Source organism: Ferroplasma sp., from assembly GCF_037442045.1.
In the GTDB taxonomy this organism is placed as follows: Archaea; Thermoplasmatota; Thermoplasmata; order Thermoplasmatales; family Thermoplasmataceae; genus Ferroplasma.
Window position 1 is genome coordinate 32,621 of the sequence record NZ_JBBIRC010000004.1, and the last position, 20,415, is coordinate 53,035.

At 35.1% G+C, this 20,415-nt stretch carries 23 protein-coding genes and 1 tRNA gene; 15 read left to right on the forward strand and 9 right to left on the reverse strand.

Annotated features, from left to right (window positions below; genetic code table 11):
• Window positions 1–88 precede the first annotated feature (88 nt).
• Both WKI77_RS01120 and WKI77_RS01125 read left to right on the forward strand, forming a co-directional pair.
• A complete protein-coding gene (locus WKI77_RS01120) occupies window positions 89–1,339 on the forward strand; it encodes a Glu/Leu/Phe/Val dehydrogenase (RefSeq protein ID WP_337859993.1) in 1,251 nt (416 codons plus the stop codon).
• 76 nt (window positions 1,340–1,415) lie between these two features.
• Window positions 1,416–2,156 carry a DNA polymerase sliding clamp gene (locus WKI77_RS01125; RefSeq protein ID WP_337859994.1) on the forward strand — a complete coding sequence of 247 codons (741 nt, stop codon included), beginning with the start codon at window positions 1,416–1,418 and terminating at the stop codon, window positions 2,154–2,156.
• 2 nt (window positions 2,157–2,158) lie between these two features.
• Here the strand turns inward: WKI77_RS01125 and WKI77_RS01130 are convergent.
• From WKI77_RS01130 to WKI77_RS01150, 5 genes are all read right to left on the reverse strand, one after another.
• Window positions 2,159–2,233, reverse strand: a tRNA-Arg gene (locus WKI77_RS01130).
• Window positions 2,234–2,319: 86 nt separating this feature from the next.
• Window positions 2,320–2,739 carry a 6,7-dimethyl-8-ribityllumazine synthase gene (gene ribH / locus WKI77_RS01135; protein WP_337859995.1) on the reverse strand — a complete coding sequence of 140 codons (420 nt, stop codon included), beginning with the start codon at window positions 2,737–2,739 and terminating at the stop codon, window positions 2,320–2,322.
• 10 nt (window positions 2,740–2,749) lie between these two features.
• Window positions 2,750–3,223, reverse strand: coding sequence for a riboflavin synthase (gene ribC / locus WKI77_RS01140; protein WP_337859996.1), 474 nt, complete (start codon window positions 3,221–3,223; stop codon window positions 2,750–2,752).
• Window positions 3,224–3,237: 14 nt separating this feature from the next.
• Entirely contained in the window at window positions 3,238–3,915 is a 678-nt protein-coding gene (ribB, locus tag WKI77_RS01145; RefSeq protein ID WP_337859997.1) for a 3,4-dihydroxy-2-butanone-4-phosphate synthase, read from the reverse strand.
• Between the two features lie 38 nt (window positions 3,916–3,953).
• Window positions 3,954–4,964, reverse strand: a complete 1,011-nt coding sequence (locus tag WKI77_RS01150) for an N-ethylammeline chlorohydrolase (protein WP_337859998.1) — start codon at window positions 4,962–4,964, stop codon at window positions 3,954–3,956.
• Between the two features lie 178 nt (window positions 4,965–5,142).
• Between WKI77_RS01150 and WKI77_RS01155 the strand changes: the two genes are divergently transcribed.
• Genes WKI77_RS01155 through WKI77_RS01175 form a run of 5 tightly spaced genes read left to right on the forward strand, consistent with a single transcriptional unit; the run spans window position 5,143 to window position 9,573 of the window.
• Window positions 5,143–5,715, forward strand: a complete 573-nt coding sequence (locus WKI77_RS01155; RefSeq protein ID WP_337859999.1) for a dihydrofolate reductase family protein — start codon at window positions 5,143–5,145, stop codon at window positions 5,713–5,715.
• Between the two features lie 5 nt (window positions 5,716–5,720).
• Window positions 5,721–6,947, forward strand: a complete 1,227-nt coding sequence (locus WKI77_RS01160) for an adenosylhomocysteinase (RefSeq protein ID WP_337860000.1) — start codon at window positions 5,721–5,723, stop codon at window positions 6,945–6,947.
• 29 nt (window positions 6,948–6,976) lie between these two features.
• Window positions 6,977–7,801 (forward strand): fumarylacetoacetate hydrolase family protein, encoded by an 825-nt coding sequence (locus tag WKI77_RS01165; protein ID WP_337860001.1) that lies wholly within the window; start codon window positions 6,977–6,979, stop codon window positions 7,799–7,801.
• A 1-nt stretch (window position 7,802) separates the two neighbouring features.
• On the forward strand, window positions 7,803–8,342 hold the full coding sequence (locus tag WKI77_RS01170; RefSeq protein WP_337860002.1) for a 2'-5' RNA ligase family protein: 540 nt from the start codon (window positions 7,803–7,805) through the stop codon (window positions 8,340–8,342).
• Window positions 8,343–8,364: 22 nt separating this feature from the next.
• The gene (locus WKI77_RS01175; RefSeq protein WP_337860003.1) at window positions 8,365–9,573 is read left to right on the forward strand and encodes a 2,3-bisphosphoglycerate-independent phosphoglycerate mutase; all 1,209 of its coding nucleotides are present in this window, start codon (window positions 8,365–8,367) and stop codon (window positions 9,571–9,573) included.
• 4 nt (window positions 9,574–9,577) lie between these two features.
• Here the strand turns inward: WKI77_RS01175 and rnz are convergent, their stop codons facing one another.
• Entirely contained in the window at window positions 9,578–10,510 is a 933-nt protein-coding gene (rnz, locus tag WKI77_RS01180; RefSeq protein ID WP_337860004.1) for a ribonuclease Z, read from the reverse strand.
• A 67-nt stretch (window positions 10,511–10,577) separates the two neighbouring features.
• On the opposite strand from rnz, the gene WKI77_RS01185 reads away from it, so the two are divergent.
• Both WKI77_RS01185 and WKI77_RS01190 read left to right on the forward strand, forming a co-directional pair.
• Window positions 10,578–10,865, forward strand: a complete 288-nt coding sequence (locus WKI77_RS01185; protein ID WP_337860005.1) for a DUF1805 domain-containing protein — start codon at window positions 10,578–10,580, stop codon at window positions 10,863–10,865.
• 48 nt (window positions 10,866–10,913) lie between these two features.
• Entirely contained in the window at window positions 10,914–11,387 is a 474-nt protein-coding gene (locus WKI77_RS01190) for a hypothetical protein (RefSeq protein ID WP_337860006.1), read from the forward strand.
• Here WKI77_RS01190 and WKI77_RS01195 read toward each other — a convergent pair.
• Window positions 11,381–11,929, reverse strand: a complete 549-nt coding sequence (locus WKI77_RS01195; RefSeq protein WP_337860007.1) for a hypothetical protein — start codon at window positions 11,927–11,929, stop codon at window positions 11,381–11,383. The two genes, WKI77_RS01190 and WKI77_RS01195, sit on opposite strands and share 7 nt — an antisense overlap.
• A 261-nt stretch (window positions 11,930–12,190) precedes the next feature.
• Here WKI77_RS01195 and WKI77_RS01200 point away from each other — a divergent pair, with 261 nt between their 5' ends.
• Window positions 12,191–12,754, forward strand: coding sequence for a rubrerythrin (locus tag WKI77_RS01200; RefSeq protein WP_337860008.1), 564 nt, complete (start codon window positions 12,191–12,193; stop codon window positions 12,752–12,754).
• Between the two features lie 7 nt (window positions 12,755–12,761).
• Here WKI77_RS01200 and WKI77_RS01205 read toward each other — a convergent pair whose 3' ends face one another.
• Both WKI77_RS01205 and ppcA read right to left on the reverse strand, forming a co-directional pair.
• The gene (locus WKI77_RS01205; RefSeq protein ID WP_337860009.1) at window positions 12,762–13,190 is read right to left on the reverse strand and encodes an NUDIX hydrolase; all 429 of its coding nucleotides are present in this window, start codon (window positions 13,188–13,190) and stop codon (window positions 12,762–12,764) included.
• Window positions 13,191–13,287: 97 nt separating this feature from the next.
• Complete coding sequence (gene ppcA / locus WKI77_RS01210; RefSeq protein ID WP_337860010.1) at window positions 13,288–14,814, reverse strand: phosphoenolpyruvate carboxylase; 1,527 nt, start codon at window positions 14,812–14,814, stop codon at window positions 13,288–13,290.
• A gap of 219 nt (window positions 14,815–15,033) precedes the next feature.
• On the opposite strand from ppcA, the gene gcvPA reads away from it, so the two are divergent.
• The 5 genes from gcvPA to WKI77_RS01235 are packed head-to-tail and all read left to right on the forward strand — an operon-like array spanning window position 15,034 to window position 20,370.
• A complete protein-coding gene (gene gcvPA, locus WKI77_RS01215) occupies window positions 15,034–16,323 on the forward strand; it encodes an aminomethyl-transferring glycine dehydrogenase subunit GcvPA (RefSeq protein WP_337860011.1) in 1,290 nt (429 codons plus the stop codon).
• A 1-nt stretch (window position 16,324) separates the two neighbouring features.
• Complete coding sequence (gene gcvPB, locus WKI77_RS01220) at window positions 16,325–17,758, forward strand: aminomethyl-transferring glycine dehydrogenase subunit GcvPB (RefSeq protein ID WP_337860012.1); 1,434 nt, start codon at window positions 16,325–16,327, stop codon at window positions 17,756–17,758.
• Between the two features lie 23 nt (window positions 17,759–17,781).
• The gene (locus WKI77_RS01225; RefSeq protein WP_337860013.1) at window positions 17,782–18,840 is read left to right on the forward strand and encodes a replication protein A; all 1,059 of its coding nucleotides are present in this window, start codon (window positions 17,782–17,784) and stop codon (window positions 18,838–18,840) included.
• Window positions 18,840–19,718 (forward strand): hypothetical protein, encoded by an 879-nt coding sequence (locus WKI77_RS01230; RefSeq protein ID WP_337860014.1) that lies wholly within the window; start codon window positions 18,840–18,842, stop codon window positions 19,716–19,718. Before WKI77_RS01225 ends, WKI77_RS01230 begins: the two co-directional genes overlap by 1 nt.
• Before the next feature lie 43 nt (window positions 19,719–19,761).
• A complete protein-coding gene (locus tag WKI77_RS01235) occupies window positions 19,762–20,370 on the forward strand; it encodes a hypothetical protein (protein ID WP_337860015.1) in 609 nt (202 codons plus the stop codon).
• The last annotated feature ends 45 nt before the right edge of the window (window positions 20,371–20,415 follow it).

Sequence of the window (20,415 nt, forward strand, 5' to 3'; positions counted from 1 at the left end):
TGTGCAGGATGCGTGTTATCAAGGAACAATGAATAAGTGTAGAAGGAAAGTTTAAACTATACCTTGGTAATTTACAGGTGGTGTTTATATGGAAAATTTAGATCCGTTTGATATTGCTCTTGAGCAGCTGGATAAGGCTGCAAAAATTATGAAGCTGGATAAGGCAAGCGTAGATGTTCTGAGCTCTCCAAAAGAGATCCTCCAGGTAAGCATACCTGTCAAGATGGACAATGGAGTAACACAGGTATTTACAGGATTCAGAGTGCATTACAATAATGCGAGAGGCCCAATGAAAGGTGGAATAAGGTATTATATTAAAGAAAATCTCTCTGAGGTAAAGGCTCTTTCTGCATGGATGACATGGAAAACTGCACTTCTCGGGCTTCCATTTGGAGGTGCAAAGGGAGGAATAATATGTGATGCCAAGAAACTCAGCAAGGCAGAACTTGAAAGATTAAGCAGGGGATATATAGATGCTATTGTCAATTTTATCGGCCCTGAAATAGATGTACCTGCACCTGATGTTTACACAACACCACAGATCATGGGATGGATGATGGATGAATATGAGAAAATAGTAAGGCATTCTGCTCCAGGCGTCATTACTGGAAAGCCGTTAACAATTGGTGGTTCTCTGGGAAGAGGCGACGCAACTGCAAAAGGTGGCATGTATGTACTGAAAGAGGGAGCAAAATATAAAGGCATAGACCTTACAAAAGCAAAATTTGCAGTTCAGGGATTTGGAAATGCAGGACAATTTGCAGTGAAATTTGTAAAGGAAATGTTTGGCGCCAAAGTTGTAGCAGTTTCTGATTCAAGTGGTGGAATTTACAAGGAAAGCGGAATAGATTACAATGAATTGCTTGCATACAAAGAAAAGAATGGAACTGTAGAAAACTTCCCGGGTTCAAAAAACATATCTAATGAAGACCTTCTGGAAGCAAATGTTGATGTACTTATACCATCTGCTATAGAAGATCAGCTTACAGGAGAAAATGCAGCAAAGGTTAAGGCAAAAATAGTTCTTGAGCTTGCTAATGGACCATCAACTCCTGAAGCAGATGAGATATTTTATAAAAACGATGTTTTGCTGCTCCCTGACTTCCTTTCCAATGCAGGAGGTGTTACAGTATCATATTTTGAATGGGTTCAGAATATAACAGGTGATTACTGGACAGAGGAAACAGTTTATAACAGGCTTGACCAAAAAATGACTGCAGCCACAAAGGATGTTATTGCAGCACATGAAAAATACAACACGGATCCGAGAACAGCAGCGTATATAATAGCAGTACAGAGAGTGCTTGATGCAATGAAAGCCAGAGGGCTTTTAAACTAATTTTATTTATATTTTAATCTTTATTTTTGTTTTTCCAAAAAGAATATTTATAATAGACCGATTCATTCATGATTATATGACTAGAATAAATATTTCTGTGAAGAATCTTAAAGACGTAGTTGATATGCTGAGTACAGTTGTTACTGAAGCAAAATTCAATATTGGCCAGCAGGGAATAACAGTAAGTGCTGTAGATCCAGCCCATGTTGCAATGGTTTCTTTAGACGTACCGAAAAGTGTTCTTTCTGAATACGATATAGAAGGAGAAGAAGAAATATCACTTGATTTGGAAAAAGTAAAAGGAATCCTGAAACTTGCTTCAGGGAATGATTCTTTTGTAATTACAAAGGGAAGGGAAAAATTAAAATTTGAAATTGGCAATATAACTAAAAGCATATCCCTTCTTGACAACAGCCAGATAACTACACCAAGAGTACCACAAATTACAGCTGAAGACTATATAGTACTTAACAAGGGGGACTTTGAAAAAGGATTGCGGGCAGCCGAAGATGTATCTGATGCTATAAGGCTTACAATGACTCCAGATAGCTTTTCAGCGAAGTCAATGTCAGAGGCAGATGAAAGTGAAATGATTTTGCCAGTAAATATGTTAAAGGAAATTAAATGCAATGAATCGATAAAATCTTCATATCCTCTTGAATATCTTATAAAATTCATGAAATCAATATCACCAAACGAAGAAATAAAAATTTCATTCAAAAGTGATTATCCCATGACAATAGAATTTAATCTTGGCAGTGAATCACCAGATAGAATAAAAGGAAGATTCCTTCTTGCACCAAGGATGGAATCATAAAGCGGGCACGAGGGGATTTGGACCCCTGATTTACAGCTTAGGAGGCTGTTGCCCTATCCATGCTAGGCCACGTGCCCATCTTCACGTAATCAAACAAAAGCATTTAATTTTTTTTAATTGAAATAAAGAAATAAATATTTATTTTTCTAAATTGTAAAATGATTCAATGCAATTCCTTCATGGCCTTAACCATTTTAACACAGCTTTCCAGAGCATCCTTAGCCATTTCTATTCTTGCCTCTGCCTGGAGTCGAGATTCACCAGGACCCGATATTCCCAGAGCAACTGGCTTTTCATATTCAAGCGATAGATCTGTAATTTTTCTGGCCGCATTGTCCATAATAATTCTGTGATGGTCAGTCTCGCCCTTTATCACTGCGCCCAGAGTTACAACACCATCAATATCATTCATCTTCAACAATTTTTTTATTGCTAGAGGCATATCAAATACGCCAGGAACCTTAAAAACTTTATGCACATTAACTGATAGAAAATCAGCATAATCTTTCGCTCTTTCCAGCATCATCATTGTTATATCATAATTAAATTCCGAAACAACTATTCCTATTCTTATTTCATCCATATATATCATCTCAATGCCTGTGTGAATAAGTGTTTCCACCCACTGCAGGCCCTTTATCATCGAACCCCTGCCTCAATCCTGTGCCTGCGTTTTCTGTTAGTTTTTCAGGATCGAAAACAATATTGTATGCGTTTATGGCATGTTCTCTGGCTCTTCTATCAGAAAGCCATGCCAGTTCTTCATCGTCTCTTGCTTCATCTTCATGTACAAAAACTTCTATTATGTGCCTTTTTTCCTGCAACTGCACCTCCATTATTCCAGTTGATGCTATCTGTGCAGACATTTTATCGACAGGCATTGGTCCTGGCATGCCAAATGCCATTACTATATCACAATCGTAATCTTCAAAGAGGATCTTGCATGCTACCGGTATATCCTTAATGCCAGGCACTGTATACCGTTTAATTGTAAATCCCGTACCAGTACTGTAGAGTTCATCAATGGCAGAAGATGCCATATTATACCTGGCAAATGTAGTATCCACAATTCCTATTTTTTTCAGGATGAATCCCTCCAGTGCTCCAGTATTTCCGTTCCGGTTACATAGCCATATCCATGTTCAATGGCATAATTTTCGGCTTTCTCTCTAATCATCGATTTTCCATTATCATCCAGGGTTTCTACTATTGTTGCGCTTGGAATAAGGCCAGACTGCTCCATCATATATGTACTGAACTCAGTATGCCCTTTGCGCCTGGAAAAATAGCCTTCAGTTGCAATCAAAAGATGTACGTGCCCTGGAGTCCTGAACTGCTTTCCAAAATCGGATGAAGTAAGGCCCTGCTTTCTTATATTGCCTACAAATTCAGCAAATTGCCTTATTGTTGTGGCTCTGTCAATATCAGAAATTCCTGTAAAAGTATCCCTTGAATTGATGGTAATTGAAAATGTGCTATTTTTGTCATATTTCATATCCGAGGCGTCAAGAATTGATTTGTCCATATTCAATGATTGCTTATACAGGTCTTCTATATATGGCATATTAAGCAAATTTGCATCTTCCTCACGTATTGTTGTGCATATAAGCCCGCCTCCATCTTTCCTCATAATCCTTACAAAGTCCTTTGTCATGTACTGTGAGGGAATGACAATATCTGTTTCACCTTCTCTCTCCTCATTGTCAAAAATGAGCACGGGTTTTCCATTTTTGAATGATTTAATAGCATCAGAGTACATAGTGCAGTATTGCATCTAATTATTTAATATTTTAGTAACTACTCAAAATTAATTATATTTTTTGACTTAAAATAATGTCTTTTAGTTACTATCTGGTATTCGTTTAAATAAACGTTTTTGAAGTATATATACTTCATGCTAACTTTAATGCCTGCTTTTTCCAGGAATTTTAAAGGATTGTCAATTGCAAAGTTCATTATTTGCCCGGGGCTAATATAAGTTTTAAATCTCTGGTACCTGTAAAGAAAATCCATTTCTGAGAATATATCTGGCTCTGTTATGAATACATTGTCTGTACCCAGCATCAATTCAATACCTGATTTTATAAATTTCCCATAATCAGGGCGCTTACCATAAAATATATTCGACCTTGGAGTAATGGCCACAGGTATGTGTCTTTGCCTTATTTTATTTAAATCATCGATTTCCGCTGCTATTCCATGTATCAGTAAATCAGGTTTAAGATCAAGTATCTTATCAATATCCTCTCTAATATTTTCACTGAAATGAAGAGCCATAATTTTGTGTTTTTTTATTGCAATTTCACTGGTATTTTTTGCCTCTTCATATTCAATATCTGAAATTGAACTTAATCCAAATCCATCTGAACCGTCGATAATATTTTCTATATTATCGGTTTTATATGGCCTTCCAAGAATTACTGGCCTGATATATCTCTTTCTTGCGTTGCTGGCCATGCTGATACCGGAAAGCCCACTTTCCCTGAAATCAAAATAAGCCAGTGTACCAATATCTTCCATATATCTGTTTGAATTACTTATACCGCCAATTATTGTTTTCTTGGAAGCTCTTTCCAGCTCCCTGTGTTTCAGACCTCCAGGCCCAACTATTTCAGGCAGTGAACCCTCTGGCTCAGCAGAGATAAATGAGTCACCAGTATGAATGTGTGCATTAACTGGCATGGGTATTATAGTTCCATTAAGGGCATTATTTGAAATCCTATCTATAAATTCAATAATGTTATTTCCAACACACAACGTACCACGCCTCATTTTGCCTTTATAGTAAATATTTCCCGTAAATTTCATGCATTTACACCACAATTATTGGTTTAGCCATCATGAATGATATTTTAATATTTAAGTAGTTACTAAATTAATATAATTATTTATTAATTATAGATCACTTATAAAAATTATTTTATATTTTATTACTATTTTTTAGGTAATATCCCAAAATTGTTATATTAAATAAGAATTGCAGTTCATGCTGCCATATATTATAATCAACGTTGCAATGTCACTGAACGGTAAAATATCTTCCAAAGCTGGAAGTTATAAAATATCGAGCAGTAATGACATGAAACGGGTCATGAAAATCAGAAAATCAGTTGATGCTGTGCTTGTGGGTGCCAACACAGTGGTTATTGACGACCCTCTTCTTAAAGGTTCGGCAAACCGGATAGTTCTGGACGGACAGTTTAAAATGTCTGAAAAGTTCAGGATATTTGATGGAAGTATCAATACATATATATTTTCACAAAAAGATAAGAACATACCAGGTGCCAGAACTGTTATGATAAACAGTACAGATATAATGAGAATTATGGAAAAAGCCTGTGACCTGGGCATGAAAAGAATACTTGTTGAAGGTGGTTCTAATGTTATATTGCAATTTTTGAAAGCGAAATTATTCAATGAATTTTATATATATTTAAATCCGGGATTGCTGCTTTCAGGCAAGTCATTATTTCCTGATCTGGATATAATTGATATAGATTATACAATTACTGCTTTAAACAGAGGAATTCTTTTAAGCATAAAAAGTATACACATCTGATAAATATGGACAGTAATGGATTTTTAAGATTAAAATGGGCAAGAGACCATATGCCAGTTTCAGCCAGCATAAGGGAAAGATTTCTAAAAGAAAAACCATTGAAAGGAATAAAAATTGCAATGGCACTCCATGTGGAAGCAAAAACAGGGATATTTGCACTGCTGCTTACTGAGGGTGGTGCAGAAGTACGCCTTGCTTCCTGCAATCCTTTAAGTTCAGATGATAGTGTAGTACAGTCCTTAAAGGAGGATTATAATTATAAGGTTTATGCGAAGAAAGGTGAATCTGAAAAAGAGTATTATGAAAATATAGAAAAGACCCTAGAAACTGCCCCGGATTTAATTATAGATGATGGTGGAGACCTTACAAATCTTGTTTCCTCAAATCCAGAACTTGTTAAACATATTATGGGAGGGAATGAGGAAACAACTACAGGAGTGGTCAGGCTAAAAGCAATGGAAAAGGCCGGTGCTTTAAAATTCCCTATGTTTGATGTAAATGATGCACAGATGAAGCACTTCTTTGATAACAGGTACGGTTCTGGCCAGAGTGCACTAGACGGCTTTATGAATGCTACAAATATTCTTATAGCAGGAAAAAACGCACTTGTTGCAGGATATGGATATGTCGGCAAGGGCGTTGCAATGAGATTAAAAGGCATGGGGGCCAGAATTACAGTTACAGAAGTTGATCCTGTAAAGGCTATAGAAGCAGTCATGGACGGATTTACCGTTGATAAAATGAACAGTGCAATAAGATACTGTGATTTAGTTTTTACTGCTACAGGAATGAAAAATGTGGTGAGCTATGATGACATGCTTGTTGCCAAAAAAGGCATAATAATGGGAAATGTTGGCCATTTTAATAATGAAATCGATTATTCCTCACTTGAAAAAAACAGTATTGAAAAAACACAGGTAAGAAATATGGTTACTGAGTATAAACTGGAAAATGGCAATACCGTTGATTTAATATCAGATGGAAGACTTTTAAACCTTGCTGCAGGACAGGGGCATCCTGTAGAAATAATGGATTTAAGCTTTGCACTTCAGGCGCTTACAGCTGAATACATTGTAAAAAACCAAAAAAAATTGTCAAAAAAAGTGTATCCAGTACCGGAGGAAATAGATATAGAAGTTGCAAAAATTGCACTTGCATCAATGAATTTCAAAATAGACAGTTACACTGAAGAACAGTTAAAATATTTAAACAGCTATCAGGAAGGTACATAAATTTTTATATAATTTAAATATAAATATACATGAAAATAGCGGCTGTAATAATTGATAATGAAAGGCATCTTGCACTTTTCAATGAAGGGAAAATTTCCCTTTTAAATGATTATGGAATTAAGGCTAAATCTCTCTCAGAACTATCTGCTCAAGATTTTATGGAAATAAAAGGCATAGAGCATTTTCTGGATTATGATTTTACCTACGACTCTTTAATAGATAGAAAATCAACGCTTCTCTGCATAGGCCTGAATTATAAAAGCCATGTGGCTGAGCATTCCGATAAAAGCATTCCTGAAACTCCTGTAGTTTTTACCAAATCAAATAACACTTTCACAGGAAATGGATCTTTTGTTAATACTGGAAATGGGCTGAAAGTTGATTATGAAGGAGAATTATGTGTAATGATCGGCAAAACAGCAAGAAATGTAAAGGAAGAGGATGCATTTAATTATATACTTGGCTATTTTGCAGGAAATGATGTAAGTTCAAGATTGCTGCAATACAGAACTTCACAGTTCTATTTAGGCAAAAGTATGGATAATTTTTATCCCAATGGTCCTTATATTTCAATAGATGAAATAAAAGACCCGCAAAATTTAAAAATACAAACAATTGTAAATGGCGAACTCAGGCAGAATTCAAACACTTCATACATGATATTTCCAGTTAAGAAGCTCATAAGCTATATTTCAAGCTTTATTACTTTAAGGCCAGGGGATTGCATTTCCACGGGCACACCGGCAGGAGTGATATATGGGATGCCACCAGAAAAGCAAAAATGGCTTGGCAATGGAGATAAGGTAGAAGTTAAAATTGAAGGGCTTGGAAAGCTTGAAACTGTGTTCAGGTAATATGCAATACACACTTATATTAAAACCAGATTTAAAAACAAGGCGCAAAATTACATATAAAAAGAAAAAGTTGCAGAATCTTTATGGCTATACTGGGTCTTTAAGCAATAAAGGAGTGCATATAACAATGGTATATTTTAAAAATTCACAGTTTCTTGATATAGCACCTGTTAAAAGGCTTTGTAAAGATACAATGCCATTCAGCTTTAAAATTTCCGGCATCGATTATTTTGAAAGAATTAAGAAAGATAAGAAATCTTATATTGTATTTTATAAAGTGATTCTATCAATTCAAATGGAGAAATTCCATAAAAGTTTAATTAATGCCATGGATGGCAACAGTACAGATTCAGGAAAATTTGTGCCGCATATCACACTTATAAGAAAAAATGTTAATGATGATAATATAGATAATATACTAAATATGGCAAGAAATTCTAAAATAGATAATGAATTTTTATGCCGGTACCTTATACTTGGGAAACGTTCTTCTGAGAACTCACGATGGCATTTTGAGCATCTTGATTTCCGCAAGATTTAAAAGGAATTTACAATAACAAACTATGAAACGTATTGTTCTTATAATAATGGATGGACTTGGAGACAGGCCTGATAAGGAATTACAGGATAAAACAGCATTGCAGGCAGCAAACAGGCCAAATCTTAATTATCTTTCTTCGCAGGGTGTTACCGGCTTGATGTCGCCTGTATCATTCGGCATAAGGGCAGGTTCTGATACGTCCCATCTTTCTATCCTTGGATACAATCCACATGAATATTACACAGGCCGTGGGCCATTTGAAGCGCTTGGCCTGGGAATCGATTTAAAGCCTGGAGATGTTGCATTCAGGGCAAATTATGCATCTGTAAAAAACAATGTTATAGTTGATAGAAGAGCAGGAAGAATCCGAAATACAGAAGAACTTTCAAAAGAACTTGAAACGGAGATTGATGGGGTAAAATTTACTGTAAAATCAGGAGTTGAACATAGAGCTGCAGTGGTTATGAGAGGGCATGGACTGTCCGATAAAATTGCTGACACAGATCCACATTCTATTAATTCTCCTCCATTAAATGCAAAGCCATTATCGGAAGAAGCTAATTTTACGGCAAATGTAATAAATAAATTTTTGGAACGGTCAAGAAGAATCCTTTCAAATCATCCTTTGAACAAAAATTTGATTTCAGAAGGAAAACTTCCAGCAAATGAGATTATGCTCAGAGGTGCCGGGACAATGCCAGCACTTCCATCCTTCAAAGAAAAATATGGTTTAAATGCCGCATGCATTTCAGGCACGCCATTAATACGTGGTATAGCAGGGCTTGCTGGATTTGATATTCTAAATGTTGACGGTATGACCGGAAGAATAGATACGAACTATAATAATATAATTTTAAAAGCTGTATCATCTTTAGAAAAATATGATTTTATACTCATAAACTTCAAGGGAACAGATATAGCGGGGCATGACAAAAAACCGGAGTTAAAAAAACAGGTAATAGAAAAGGTTGATTATGTAATTGCTCCATTGACAAAAATGCTGAATGATACTCTTATAGTTGTAACAGGAGACCACAGCACCCCCTGCTCATATGGTGACCACACTGGAGATCCTGTCCCGATACTTTTTGCAACAGATGGAATAATAAAAGACAATGTAAATACATTTGATGAACTTAGCGTTTCCATCGGATATTATAAAATTACAAGCAATGATATAATGCCATTGATAATGTCCTATTCAGACCGGTCAGAAAAATACGGTGCCTGATATTTTATAATATATTTATCAATTTATCCGTTTTTTCAACATTATACTGTTCCATTTCATTGCTCAAATAAGATTCACTGAAAACCGCCCTTGCGTCCTTTAAGAGTATATCAAGATCATTATACCTGGAACTGTAATGGAACAGGAATAATTTTTTAACGTTTCCCTGTAAAGCTATTTCTGCTGCCTGCCTGGCTGATGTATGGCCATACTCGTTTACCATGGGCTCCATGGAGGAATCCATTGTGGTATCATGTATAAGTACATCTGCTTCTCTTGCAAATTCTGGCATTTCTGGAACTGGCCTTGTATCTCCAGTATATACAATTTTTCTGCCCTTTTTTATTCCCATTGCCATGTCTTTCAATTTATATTCCTTACCGTTTATTTTTACGGAACCGTTATTTCTAAGTTCTTCCAGTTTGTATACAGGAAATCCTGCCTGGTCAACCTTTTTTCTGTCTATTTTCACAAGATCCTTCTCTTCCAGGGAATATGAGAGCGACGGAACTGTATGATTATTTGCAAGAGTTTTTACAGTAAATTTTCCAAAATCATATGAAGTTCCTGGCCTGGTTTCATAAACGTTTACGTTGTAACTGATTTTGCCATAGCCAAGATGCATTGCACCGCGGATAAAATTTACTGCTCCAACTGGACCAAAAATATTTAGATCTTCAGTTCTTCCAAGGAAAGATAAAGAATTCAGAAGTCCAGGAAGCCCAAGAAAATGATCTGCATGGAAATGCGATATGAATATGTTCGAAATGGACATAAAAGAAACGCCACTTTTCATGAACTGTTTTTGAGTTCCTTCACCGCAGTCAAAAAGGTTAAGCATGTCATCAACCTGAATTGCAACTGCAGGCAGGCCTCTTCCAGGTTTGGGCATGGAACCTCCGGTGCCGAGAAAAGTTATCCTGATATTTGAAGCCATAATTATGTATTGCAGGCTAATATATTATTTTTAATAAATTAATTATATAACATAGGCATATAATATTATGATAAATCAGGAAATAGAAATAAAAAACAAAAAATATCAGTATATTAATGAAAAGTTAGGAAAAAAAGCTCCAATGATAATTGTAAAAGGCGATAATGGCTATATCATGTGCGGGTATCTTAACATAGATGCAGCAAACTCCCTTGGAGACGTTGCAGTCAGGGTATCCGGTGTTAATGATATCAATGATGTGCTTAATAGTAAGGTAAATTCATGTACTGACAATGCAAAGAAGCTTGGAATAGAGCCCGGTGACAATATAATGGATATTATAGATAAATTGTAGAAATATGGTAAACCGGTAATCTTATATATCGGATTACCATATATAATTATGGCAACAGAAAATAATGAAAACGCAGAAAATGGTGAAGACGAGGAAGTAATAAGAAAGACAATATCCATTAAAGGTGTAAGTGCAGATATTTATAAGAGAATCCAGAAACTTTCCAGTGACACGGGAAAAACAATAGGTCAGGTTACTGATGATGCTTATAAATCATTTATGGGTACTGTTGAGAATACAAAACATCTTTCCGAAGGATTTATGAAAGGCGTGAAGGAAGGTTCCTCACAGTTCATTGAGAATATAAAAGAGCTGGAAATTACAGGTGATGACCTTAAAGAAATTGGCAGAAAGGTGATATTTAAAAACATAGAGAGTTTAACATTTAAAGATATTGACAATGAAACTTTCGATAAATATGTGAATGCTATTGTAATGGTTAAAACTGTAACTATACCAAAGAATCTTAGCAAGGCAAAGATTCTTGTAAAGGGAAATTTCATTGACAAAATAATTCAATAAATTTTTTTATCTTTATAAAAGAATGTGTTTTCAACATCAGAAATTATAGCATCATAATCTTTCTTATCTTCTATAATATAATTATAAATTTCAGTATGGAGAGGCAACCAATATTTTTCAATATAATCCGGCTCTACGGATTGGATGAATTTATTGTTTACCCTGAAAATGCTGTCGGTAACTTCCGAATTAACGGTTTCTGGATCTTTCCAGTACCCTTTCAGGTATGAATTAATAACAGTTTCAATTATATCAACAATATTTTTCTTTGTGACTTCTTCTGCATTATGAACTTCTGATAGAGTTCCTTTTAATAATTTATCGTATTTTTTGTAATTTATTTCTGGAAATTCAACATTAAAAAATTGCTCAAGCAGTGTTATTTCTTGATATCCACTTTTATGCTCCTCGAAATTTTTCCTGGAAGTGTAAGTTATTAGTAAATTTTTCACCTGTAATTTCTTCACATATTCAATAAACTCATCATAGCTATATCCAATAGTATTTTCATGCATTTTTCTGAGAGTTGAAATAATTACCATATTTCCATATACAGTAATTGGATTTAAAATTGAGTACTGCCATAACAGCACTGCCTGATGCATTCTGTTTATTCCTAACACCTTGAATTTTTAATAGATTTGCGAGGATTAGCATAATATGACATATTTGCTTTTTTAATATAAAAAAACACGAAACAAGGATAAAGTTACGGCATTTTATGTTAAAATGTTTTTATGAAGTAAATTATTGTCATAAATATGAAAGATAAGTATTTATACACATAATTATTATTAATATTGATGAAAATGTCAGTACTAGGTGAAAAAACAGAGGCTGGATTAAAGGAACTTTTAACAGCCAACGCAGAGGACCATATGAGACTGAATGCAGCAGCAAGCTACTTTGAGAAAATGGGAGATGCAAAAACAGCAAATGAACTCAGGGGCAAAGCAAATGTTGAGCTTGGCCATTTTAACGCCATATTTGCCACTCTTGTAAAATATGAAGGAGTAAAAGGGATTGTTAACGATATGGCCAGAGAAGAAACAGAACAGCATGTTTCTGAATATACAAATGTTGCCAATGCTGCAAAAGCAGAGGGGCATGATGATATAGAAGCAATGCTTTGTGCATTCTCAGAACAGGAAAAGGGAATAGCCGAAACCCTTAACATGGTAGGAATGAAACAAATGATCTCAGACATGGCCAGAGAAGAAACAGAACAGCATGTTTCTGAATATACAAATGTTGCCAATGCTGCAAAAGCAGAGGGGCATGATGATATAGAAGCAATGCTTTGTGCATTCTCAGAACAGGAAAAGGGAATAGCCGAAACATTAAACAGGACAAAAAGAGCTTTCTAAATTTATTTTATTTATTGATATATTTTTTAATTACATGAATTGGAATTTTTGATTTTAACATCTTGCTTATAAAGTCTTTTGTACTCTCATTAATTTTTTCATCCATAGCTTGCATATCAAAATATTTGAGTTCCAGAGTATCAGACCCTGCTTTCTCTGACCCCTCTTCCCGAATGCAGATATAATCCATGATAATATAATGAAAATTTTCTGTAATAATTTCAGAAATGCCTGCCAGTTCACCAACATTTACAATCAATCCTGTTTCCTCCAGCATTTCCCTTTTTAATCCCTCTTCCAGTGTTTCATTTAATTCCAATTTTCCTCCTGGAATGGCCCATTTACCACGGTCCGGCTCATCTCTTCTTTTGCCAAGCAATATTTTGTTATCTTTTATTATTATGCCGCCAATAGCAATTTTAGGATATCTTTTCATAAATTAGAATCGATTTTTGCTATTTATAATTTTAACCAATGAAGAAAAATATCAATTATTAATACATAGAAAAATTTAAAGCACTAAAAATATAACATTATCCTACAAATTTCCTCAACTGAGCCAGTTCACAAATATTTTGCCGCACTTCATCGAATTTTTTATTTTTAAAAGCCATAAGCAATAGTGTTGTATACAATATGTGTTTCTGGGTATTATATGAAGTATCTGTTGGAACCCCAATATTATTTTCTACGTATCTAATATCTTCCTTTATCATTTCAATTATATTATCATCTACCTTCCATATATCTTTCAGGTAAGAAAGCGCGCCATAATTGAAATATTTCGCACTGGTTCTGATATCATATTCCATATGGCGGTATAATTTTTTTAATATGTTTTGATATTCGTCAGGCATTTCGGATAATGATGCTATACCAAGTATTTCCGGTGGTATGCCTATAGAGTAAAGTGCCCCAACGAATGCTATTGCACGGGGTAACCTTGCGGTTCCGGTACTCCTTGAATAGCCAAATAATCCAGTATGCAATTTTCTTGCCCTCCTTTTTGGAAGGTAAAGTGTGATATCGTTAATTGGCTGTACCAGCCCCTCAATAGTCCTCTGGAATCTCCTGGAATATATATCAACAATGGCCTTTAATGCCTTTTCATGTTCCACATCCATTATTTCAGTTTCTTCTGGAACGTGTTTATTTATTAGCGATATCGCCCTTTTAACAACATTTTCATCATAATCATACCTGAAGGCAGATTGAACAGAGAAAGTATAGTAAGAATTATACTCTTCCAGGGATTTTGCAATATTTTCCGGCCCCAGATTTCCTCTGAATGGCGATGATCCTGCTCCTATTATTGGATAGGTTTCCATTCCAGTATCTTTTGAGATTTTGCTTATTTTTGATGCTGCGTATTTGGAAAGTAATGTTGCCGGGATCATTCCATAATTCATTGCAGGATCCGATCTTGCAATAAAAATTCTCATATATTCTGGCTTAACAATTGAATGATATTTTTTAATTATTGATTCTATATTGTAAATTGAGTCCTTATCTTCTATAAGGGGAATAATATTAATCTTTCTGGGCAAAACTTCCCCGGTTACATCCTTTGAATATACATCTTCATAGAGATTTATATTTTCTGAATTTACGATTCCTTTTTCATAAAATTTTACTACATTGAGCATACTCCTGTAATCTGTGGTAAATGGAAGTATGACCTCAAATATGGGTGCTATTCCATTATTGAATATCCTGTTTGCAACATCATAATTCAATGGTATGCTGTTTAATGTTTCATTCAAAATCTTTCTCTCAGCACCTTCAATTAATGGATTTGGAACTCTGTAAGTGAGAAAAATATCTCTGCCCAGAACATTATTCTGGAAAAACTCTTTGTCCTTTGCGAACAATTTTCTTATTACATGTGTATCAACATCCTTGCCCTCTGCATCCCACATAACTTCTTTTATTCCAAGTTTTTTGTAAGCTATGTAAGCTTCTTCAATTTCATCTTCGTTTGTGATTACGTTTTTGCTGGAACTCCATGAAGGCATAATTGCGTTATCTGGATGCTGCGTCGACATTGTCTTTGGTACCATAATTGTTAATTGCAATTAAGTACAAATATAAATTGCACTAAAATTTGACATATATCTCATTTGAATCCTTTGCGTATAATTGTTTTAAGCATGTTCCAGTACCAAAAATAGAGTTTTGCCATTAAAATAAATATCCGCAATTAACAGTTTACATTGAGTTTTTCAAATTATTCTCTGGCCGGTGGAATGTTTAAATATTCTTTATTAATGATATTGCAAATGTCAGAAACTGATGAAATATTGAATTATCTTAATATTAAAAGCCAGGATGAACTGTTTAATGATATACCGGATGAAATGAAAGTATCAATTAACCTGGGAGAACCTTTAGATGAATTATCCCTGATTCAGCTTATTGAAGATCTGGGCAAAAAGAATATAACAGACAATATGAATTTCCTGGGAAATGGGATATATGACAGGTTTATTCCACCACTTGTTGATGAAATTATAGGAAGAAATGAATTTCTCACATCTTATACGCCATATCAGCCAGAAATATCTCAGGGAATTCTGCACTCGCTTTTTGAGTACCAGAGCATAATATCTGATCTGACAGAGATGGATGTTACCAATTCCTCCATGTACGATGGCTTTACATCACTGGCTGAAGCAGTGAGAATGGCATACAGGATCAATGGGAAAAATGAGGTTTTAATTCCTGAAAACATATATAAATCACAGTTAAGCATAATAAAAAATTACACTGCAGGATTGAATTTAAATCTTATTACATATGGCTTTGGATCTGATGGGTTTATGGATCTTGAAGCCTTAAAAGGCAAAATTACAGACAAAACTTCGGCAATATTAGTTGCAAACCCGAACTTTTTTGGGCTTATTGATGAAAACGCATTCCATGTCAACGAGATAAAGAAGGATTCTATTTTAATAACATATTATGACCCCATATCTCTAGGGTTAATAGTGCCACCAGGACAATATGGCACCGATATTGCAGTTGCAGAAGGTCAGCAGCTTGGAATACATATGAATTACGGTGGGCCGCTTCTGGGATTATTTTCATTTAAAAAAGAATATGTGCACCGATCTCCAGGAAGAATAATCGGACTTTCAAAGGATAAACAGGGAAGAAAGGCATTTGTTATGACATTGCAGGCACGTGAACAGCACATACGCCGTGCCAGGGCCATGAGCAATATATGCTCGAATCAGGCACTTCTTGCAGTGGCTTCGCTTGCATACCTTTCTATTTTAGGTTCAGATGGCCTAAAAAAAATAGCACTGATTACAATGAATAAGAGCAAAAAACTGAAGAAAGAACTTGGATCCAATGGAGTTAAGCCTGTCTTTGAGGGCATTAACTTCTCAGATAATTTATTCTACTTCGACAAGCAGGATATACTTGGAAAAAATAATGTTTCAGGGGGAATTAAACTGTCACAATTATCCGAATACAGTGGTTATAAAAATTCTTCGTTTTTCTCAGTTACTGAAAAAACATCTGATAAAAACATAGAAGAACTTGCAAAAATAATAGGTGATTAAAATGTACAGGCAGGCTCGTTATGATGAGGATTTTATAAACCAGTTTAACACTGGCAATGATTTTTATATGAATGATGTTGAAGATAGTTACCCTGAAAGAATAAAAAGAAAATTTTTAAAGCTTCCGAATGTCAGAAGTGTGGATGTGTCAAGGCATTTTACCAGGCTTTCAGAAATGAATTACTGTGTCGACCTTGGAATGTACCCATTAGGATCATGCACAATGAAATTCAACCCAAAATACGCGGACTATGCAGCATCCATTAAAGATTTCCAGAATATTCATCCACTGGAAGATGAATCAAAAATACAGGGAACTCTTGGTGTAATGTATAACTTGCAGCAATTTCTGGTAAAAATATCGGGAATGGATTATGTAACACTGCAGCCATCCGCAGGGGCACATGGAGAATTTACCGGAATTCTTATTGTAAGAAAATATTTTGAAGCAAATGGAGGTCTTGAAAAAAGAAATGAAATAATAATACCGGATTCCGCACATGGAACGAATCCTGCATCGGCCGCCATGGCCGGTTTCAATGTTGTTGAAGTGCCATCAGATCAGAATGGGCTTGTTGATATTGATGCTTTGAAAGCAGCAATTACAGATCATACAGCTGCATTTATGATAACTAATCCAAATACACTGGGAATTTTCGATGGCCAGATCCTCGAAATTGCAGATATATTGCATAAAAATGGTTCATTGCTTTATTACGATGGGGCAAATTTCAATGCAATACTTGGAATAACAACACCGGGCATAATGGGATTTGACATAGTTCATTTTAATCTTCACAAAACTTTTGCTACACCACACGGTGGAGGAGGGCCGGGTTCAGGGCCAGTGGCTGTAAAATCTTTTCTTAAAGAATTTTTGCCGGTTCCTGTAATTGTAAAAAATAATTGTAAATACTCGCTTTACTATGGAAATAACAATAGCATAGGGAAGGTATCTTCATATAATGGTTCATTTGGGGTAATACTCCGTGCATTAGCATATGCATTGAAGAATGGAAACAACCTGAGTGAAAATGCAAAGAGGGCAGTAATGAATTCCAATTATATGGCGAAAAAACTTTCAAAATCCTATGATATACCATACAAAACACTGAAAAAACACGAATTTGTGCTTTCAACAGTGAATACGGGCAGAAAGGCACTTGATATTTCTAAATTCATACTGGATTATGGAATACATTCACCAACAACTTATTTTCCACTTATTGTAAAGGAAGCAATGATGATTGAGCCAACAGAATCTGTAACAAAGAAAGATATGGATTATTACATTGAAGTAATGGAGAAAGCATTATCTGTGCCTGAAGATGATTTGAAAAATGCACCTGTTAACACCTCTGTTGAAAGAATAGATGAAATTGCCGCCGCAAGGAATCTTGTATTGAAATGGTTGGCCAGTATGGAAAATGATTAAATAAACATAAGGTATACAAAAAAATGAAGATTGGCGAAATACAGGGAAATTTAAATAATGTCGAATTAAAAGCAAAGTTGCTTTCGGTTGATAAAAGAGAAATAACTACAACAAAGGGAGATACTGTATATTATTACGGCCTTGTAGGGGATGATACAGGCGTACTGCCATATACTGCATGGGAATTTCCATCGCCAATAAAGGCAGGCGATGTCATCCAGATAAAGTATGCAAAAACAAAGGTTTACAACGATAGAATAAGGCTGTATTTCGATTCCAAAACCGAGATTCTATTAAAGCCGGGAGAAGAAATGGAAGTTAAAAATACGTATAAAGAAGTAAAACTTATAGACCTTTCAACGAAAAACCCATTTGTTTCAGTTACTGGTAAAATCAGCAACATGTCTGGAAAAGAATATAACAAATCCGGTCAAACCTTAACCATATACAATGGCTTTATAGAAGATGATACATCCAAAGTAAGAATATCGTCCTTTGGAAAGCCGCTGGAAAACGGAAAAATATACAGGCTCGTTGGTGCAAGGGTATCTGAATTCAATAAACAGCTTGAAGTTTCTATTGGCGATAAAACAGAAGCATTTATTGAAAATGAGGAAATGAATTTTGAAAGGTTTTATAAATTATCTGAGGTTGATAACCCTGCCGGTGGAATTACTGTTATGGGATTTATAATTACCCTTGGCACAAAAAGCGGAATTATAAAGCGCTGCAGTGAATGCAATAAGCCACTGTCCACAGGCGTATGCCCAGATCATCCTGATAAGCCGACAAAACTGGATATATTTTCATATTTTACATTTGATGATGGAACAAAATATATACAGTGCATTGCAGGAAAAAACGCAGTTCTTCCATTCATAGGCATAAAGGAGGAGGAATTACCCCGTTATGCCGGTGATATTTATAAAATGCTGGAGGAAAAATTATACGGGCATGTCGTTAAAATTAATGCGGACTTTTTGAAAAACGAGGATGGCTTATCACTGAGGGTTAATTCAATAAGTAAGATTACTAAAAATGATATTATGAAAGATATGGAATTAAATGAGCGGGTGAAATAATGGCATACATAAAGAGGGAGAACTCATACTGGGTATTTTCACGGGAATTAAAGGATTCAAACAGGCTCGAAGGAGAAGAGAAGAGACCATATGTTATAACTCCACTGGGCACAAAATTGAAGCGAATACTGGTAGCTGGAATAATTACATACAAAAGTTCAGACGACCGCATGGTTAAGATTACTGTTGCCGATTATATCGGTTCATTTTATATGGTAGCATTTAAAACAGGATTCAGCAGCGAAATGGCCGAAGATCTGGATAAATTTAATGTAAATGACCTGGTTATGGTAATGGGAAAAGTAAGTTCATTCAAAACTGATGAGGGCATCTTTTATTTTTCTGTAAATCCGGAACTGATAAAATCCATATCGGAAACAGAACGTTACTTCTGGGGTATAAGAAGTTCCTACGTTGCAAAAAGAAAAATACTTGGTATTATGGAGGCAATGAAGGATGAGGCATCCACTGAAGAGACGCTTGCTAATCTTGGATATTCGAAGGAAGAAGCAGAAGATGCCATAAGGGCCAGGGAATTCTACTCTGATTATAATTTTACATCTTTCCTGGATGCAATATCAGCCATTAACTTTGAATCACCCACAATGCCTGAAAATACGCCAGATAATAATTTGGAAGCACCAGAAAGCAAGGAAAATGCGGAAAATGCACCTTCTGTTCCCGCTTTCAATGTTGATGCATTTATACTTGAATATATCAACAGCAATGACATGGGGCCTGGCTGCAAATATGATGATATAGTTATTGCATCCTCAAATAAGGGAATACCCAGGGAGAAAGTGGATGAAACGCTGAATTCACTTGGTTCCAATGGTGACATTTACGAGGTATCATTGAAAAGATACAAAGCACTTTAATTCCAATGCCATATTTAAAATACTTTATTTTAATCTAATATATATGGTAACTCTTGATGATATAATAAAATGGCTCAGCTCAGGATCGGATAAAGCTAACTCGTTAATAGACCTGAAATGGAATATTAAGCAATCCGGAAATTATACAGCACTTCAAAACGATAAGATTCCATTTAATATTTTTCTTTATATTGACGATGAAAAAAAGAACCTCAATTTAATCGTCAGGACAGGAATAGAAACTGCCACAATAGAAAACCAGCCAAGGCTTGGAATATACAGAACACTGCTTATATTAAATGAAAAAACTGAACTGGTAAAATTCATGCTTGACGGAATAAACGAAGAAGTTATAGCAAGGGAAGATTTTGATATGTCTACTTTAACAAAAGATGTCCTCAATACAGGGCTTAACACAATACTGGCTGCTTTTTACCTAATGGTAAAGGCACTTAATCTTGAGGATGAATTCAATTCAAGCATTGTGGAAAGAACTGCAATGATGATACAGGATATGGCAAAGTCGGGAAAAACCAGGGACGAGATTAAAACATATCTTGTCTCTTCGCTGGGATTGAATGATAATGATGCAGATAAACTTATATCAGAAGTACTCAATGCTGGATCAGTGCCAAAAAATATGTATGAATGAAGAAGCAGTTAAATTTTATTAATAATGAATTTTATATTAATTTAA